General features: G+C 43.9%; 7 protein-coding genes. All 7 read right to left on the reverse strand.

Annotation, left to right across the window (positions count from 1 at the left end):
• Positions 1–421: 421 nt before the first annotated feature.
• Positions 422–838 (reverse strand): thiol-disulfide oxidoreductase DCC family protein, encoded by a 417-nt coding sequence (locus ABYB02_RS15060; protein ID WP_372763223.1) that lies wholly within the window; start codon positions 836–838, stop codon positions 422–424.
• Between the two features lie 258 nt (positions 839–1,096).
• Positions 1,097–1,309, reverse strand: a complete 213-nt coding sequence (locus ABYB02_RS15065) for a hypothetical protein (protein ID WP_372763224.1) — start codon at positions 1,307–1,309, stop codon at positions 1,097–1,099.
• A gap of 122 nt (positions 1,310–1,431) precedes the next feature.
• Positions 1,432–1,923, reverse strand: coding sequence for a nucleoside deaminase (locus tag ABYB02_RS15070; RefSeq protein ID WP_372763225.1), 492 nt, complete (start codon positions 1,921–1,923; stop codon positions 1,432–1,434).
• 48 nt (positions 1,924–1,971) lie between these two features.
• Positions 1,972–2,622 carry a signal peptidase I gene (gene lepB, locus ABYB02_RS15075; protein WP_372763226.1) on the reverse strand — a complete coding sequence of 217 codons (651 nt, stop codon included), beginning with the start codon at positions 2,620–2,622 and terminating at the stop codon, positions 1,972–1,974.
• A 137-nt stretch (positions 2,623–2,759) separates the two neighbouring features.
• The gene (locus tag ABYB02_RS15080) at positions 2,760–3,011 is read right to left on the reverse strand and encodes a DUF2999 family protein (RefSeq protein WP_372763227.1); all 252 of its coding nucleotides are present in this window, start codon (positions 3,009–3,011) and stop codon (positions 2,760–2,762) included.
• A gap of 79 nt (positions 3,012–3,090) precedes the next feature.
• Positions 3,091–4,053, reverse strand: coding sequence for a zinc-binding dehydrogenase (locus ABYB02_RS15085; RefSeq protein WP_372763228.1), 963 nt, complete (start codon positions 4,051–4,053; stop codon positions 3,091–3,093).
• Positions 4,054–4,113: 60 nt separating this feature from the next.
• The coding region (locus ABYB02_RS15090; protein WP_372763229.1) for an isocitrate dehydrogenase kinase/phosphatase-domain containing protein at positions 4,114–4,332 on the reverse strand (219 nt) is incomplete at its 5' end.

Genomic DNA, 4,332 nt, shown 5'->3' on the forward strand with positions numbered 1-4,332 from the left:
GACGTATGTAATAACTCGCTAAACCACAGCGGCAAGGCATGTTCACTGCCAAACACCTGCTTAAACTCTGCACTGAGCGTGGTTAAATCTAATACCGTTTCATTAATGTCAAAAAGTATCGTGTCTTTACTCATTTCATCTCCTATAACAGCTGTTGTTTTCGCAGAGTTTAAAGGGTCACAAACTCAATCAGCGGCTCATTCACGAGTACACGACCAATTTTGCGGTTATTTATATGGGCAGTCGTCACTAGCTGCATAATACGATTAAAAGCAGGATCGTTTAGCTCTCAATAGCCAAACCTGATGTCGTTACATGCCGCGCGAATATCATCCGCTAATCTGAACAGTAATTTGTTTTACAAAATATCAACAACTTATAAGCCATAGCGGCTAACGTCAAGCAAAATAGTGCATTGCTGTTAGTCAATAAAGCGATCGCTAATATCTTCTTTAGGTAACCAACACGACTGTGTATAGCCAAACCATTTATAACGGCGTTTGCCAATATAGTCATAGAGGGCATCACGTAATGGCCGCGGTATCAGTAATAAAACCTGTAGTAACGGCCACCCGCCCGACAGCTTACGGCTAATACGCAGTGCCGCGGTTGATTTAAACCACACTCCAGCCTCATCAATTAAAATGATTGAGCTGAGTTCATCAGCTAAATGCTTATCGCGCTGTGGCAATTTGTCTTTGGCAACCGAGGATTGTAAAGCAGCAAACTTAAAGTGTTTATTTGCATCGTGTTCAATCACAAAGCGCAGCGAACCCGTGCATAAATTACACACGCCATCAAATAAGATAATCGCCGGTTTGTTACTGGCTGAGGTCATCGCTCACACAACGATGGGCTCGCCGTTGATGGGCGTCATAACGCCAGCACTTAATTAACCTAATAGCCAATCCGGCGCGAAACTGTGCCCATGATCCGGTATTCAGCTGAGCACATAGACCTTCGGTAGCACGCTGCCATTTCTGAGCGCTATTTATCATTAGCGCCATCTTGGTAGTTAATAGCACTGCTGTGCAGCAGAGATGCTCTGTGTAGTTATAACAATACAATGTTTAACACACGCTTTAGCGCAACGCGATTAACTGGATTCATGGTCTTGCTCACTGTTGTGAGTGCGTGCCGCTGTCATGGCTTGCATTTCTTTTGCCGTTTTAAGCTTACACACCGCCAACTGTTGTAAGCGCATTGCTTTAATTTCAGCTAGTGGATCGGCTTGTGGCTGCTTGGTCTGTGATTGGCGATAATTAAGTTCATCAGTTGTTAAATTATCGTCATTATTGCTATCTGTCATGGTGATATACCTTAAATTAAAGCTAATTTATCTAGCACTACGCCAGCGTGATTACGGCTAGGCTGATTATAGCGTAAATTGCCTCATGCACTATACATCGCCTGTAGTGAACTAACTATTGCCTAACTGCCCTGATACTTTTTATTAGCGTGAAACTGGCAATGTAACGCATGCACTTGCTCATCCAATCCAGCAACCGGCCCTGCCACTCTGACATTAGACACTACATCGCCAATAGCCAAACTTTTAACCGGCGCGGCTGGTACCCCTAAGTCGGCCAACCATTTCTCAAGTTGCGCTGCAGAGCTTGCATACACAATGTTGCCTAAGCCAGCCCAGCCATGTGCGGCTGCGCACATTGGGCAGTGCTCCCCTGAGGTGTACACTGTCGCGGCGGCGCGCTGTGCAGCGCTCATGTTATTCGCCGCCCAACGTGCAATTTCAAATTCTGGGTGACGGGTATGATCGCCACCGGCCACCCGATTACGGTCTTCCATCAGTACCACGCCGTTAGCATCGACCAGTACTGAGCCAAATGGTTCATCCCCGGCTGCCAACGCCTCAACTGCCAGCTCTATGCAGCGATTTAAGTGTTGTAGATCTGCTGGGTGCAAAATAAACTCTCCTAAATGACATTGTTCAACAAAGTAAACACCACACAGTTATATCAGTGGTTTAAAGAAACGACCTTTTCTCGGCAGATAGTGGTTATTAGCATCCAGCGATAGAATAACGCCGGCAGCTTTACCCATTACTTCACTGCGTGGGATCAGCCCAATCACGCGCGAATCAGCACTGTTATCGCGATTATCTCCAAGTACTAGATAATAATTTTGCGCAATGGTTATGTCATCAAACTGGGCGCTGAGTAAACTGTGTTTTGCCACTCTGATGGTATGTTGCTGACCGTGTAAATATTCAATTTTGTCACCTGCCGCGACTGTGCTTTGCAAATCTCGATAGTTAAGCTTTTTGCCATTAATAATCAGCTCGTTACCTTTAAGTGACACAGTATCACCGGGCACGCCTATTACTCGTTTAATTAGCTGGTTATCAGCCTTTTTTGAAGCAAATACGATAATATCGCCAGCTTGTGGATCGCCTAATTGCAGCAGCGATATATGCGTAAAGGGCACGCGTAAATCGTAAGCCATTTTATTGGTGAAAATTCTATCGCCGACTGCAATGGTGGGTTGCATTGAGCCTGTTGGTACATAATACCAATCGGCAACGGCACTTCTAAATACGCTCATCAACGCAATAAAAATGATTAATGAACGATTGTTTTTCCAAAACTTACGCAATGTTTTCACAGCATATTCCTACTATTTTAGTGATTAACTTTATGACGTTAAACTTCAATGGCAGTTCAATGGCTAATGTAACAAAACATGTTTAAGGTGAGCTGAGTACCAAGGAATACACTGATACCTTGGTACTTACAGAAAAGTTATTGCTTTAACTTTTTTTTGGCCGCTTGTACTTTAGCAAAATCTAAACCGAGCTCATCTGTTGCTTCTTTAATTAACTGCGGCTCTGTCATTACCATGCTCATAAGCTGTTGTAACTTTTCAGGTGGAATACCAAGTTGTTGCACCATTGCCATGGCCATCATTGGGTTTTGTGTTAATGCTTCAAATAGCTCGGCTATTTGCTCGTCACTCACATTGTGCTCTTTTAACGTGGCGATAATTGGGTTCATAACTAACCTTATGTGTTAACTGTTATCTGATTTCGCTAAATTATATTGGCTGCTAAAGGGATAAACAATACTAATACCGTTACTCAACAACTAAAATTACCTTACCGGCATTTTCATTACGCTCTAAAATAGCATGCGCCTCACTTACTTTGCTCCACGGCAGCACACTATGTAAATTAAAATCAAAGTGTTTATTGACAATGTCATTATAAAAACGCGCCACAAATTGATCTCTTAATCTGCGTTTGAACTCAATACTGCGGTTTCTCAGCGTAGAGGCATGCAATGAAATACGTTTTTGCAGCAGGCGTGCAAAATCTACCTCAGCAAAGCGGCCATCTAAAAACGCTAACATTACTATTTGACAATCCATCGCGGCCACTGCCGCATTTTTATTTAAATAACGTCCAGCCACGGGATCCACTATGGTATGCGCCACTAAGTTATGCGTTTTCATATACTCAACAAAGTCTGTGGTTTTGTAATTAATGGTGTGATCTGCCCCCAGCGCTTTGGCATGTGCGCACTTTTCATCTGAGCCTGCGGTAATTACCACGGTTGCACCGACACGTTTGGCCATTTGAATAGCGGCTCCCCCAACGCCACTGGCTCCAGCATGAATTAAAGCCGTTTGCCCCGCTTGTAATTTACCCAGTTCAAACAAGGCGCCAAACGCGGTTAAATACACTTCACTTATCGCTGCACCTTGTTGCATCGAGATAGCCTCGGGCAACTCCATTAGCTGTTTTGCATCAACCGCAACATATTCACTGTACGCGCCACCCGCACATAACGTAAACACACGTTTGTTGAGCCAAATTCTATCCACTTTGCTGCCGATTTCAGTAACCGTACCGGCACATTCTAAGCCTAAAATAGGGCTATCACCTGGTGGCGCAGGGTATTTACCTTGGCGCTGCATACAATCGGCACGATTAACCCCAATCGCGGCGACTTTTACTAATACTTCATTGCTGTTTAGTGTTGGCTTATTGATTTCACCAAATGCTAACTGCCCCTCATCATGAGAAATATATTTCATTGCCACTCCTAAGCGCGCTGTGATTAAATTACTGCTTTTATATATGGGGATGACTAGCGATTATTTAAAGCGCCAACTTTGTTCATATGGGTAGACATCGGGCAAATGCCCCTGCCTCACTTGCTGCTGGCAGCTTTGCCAAAAAGACGCGCTAAAAATATCACTATGATAGTGGTAAAAGTGATTAAATGCCGCCTCATTGGCACTAAAAAACACCTTAAATTGACTCGGAAAAATATCGTTTGGCTCTATGTCAAAATACGCATCGCAGCTGAGCTC

The sequence above is a fragment of the Pseudoalteromonas sp. genome (assembly GCF_041613455.1).
In the GTDB taxonomy this organism is placed as follows: Bacteria; Pseudomonadota; Gammaproteobacteria; order Enterobacterales; family Alteromonadaceae; genus Pseudoalteromonas.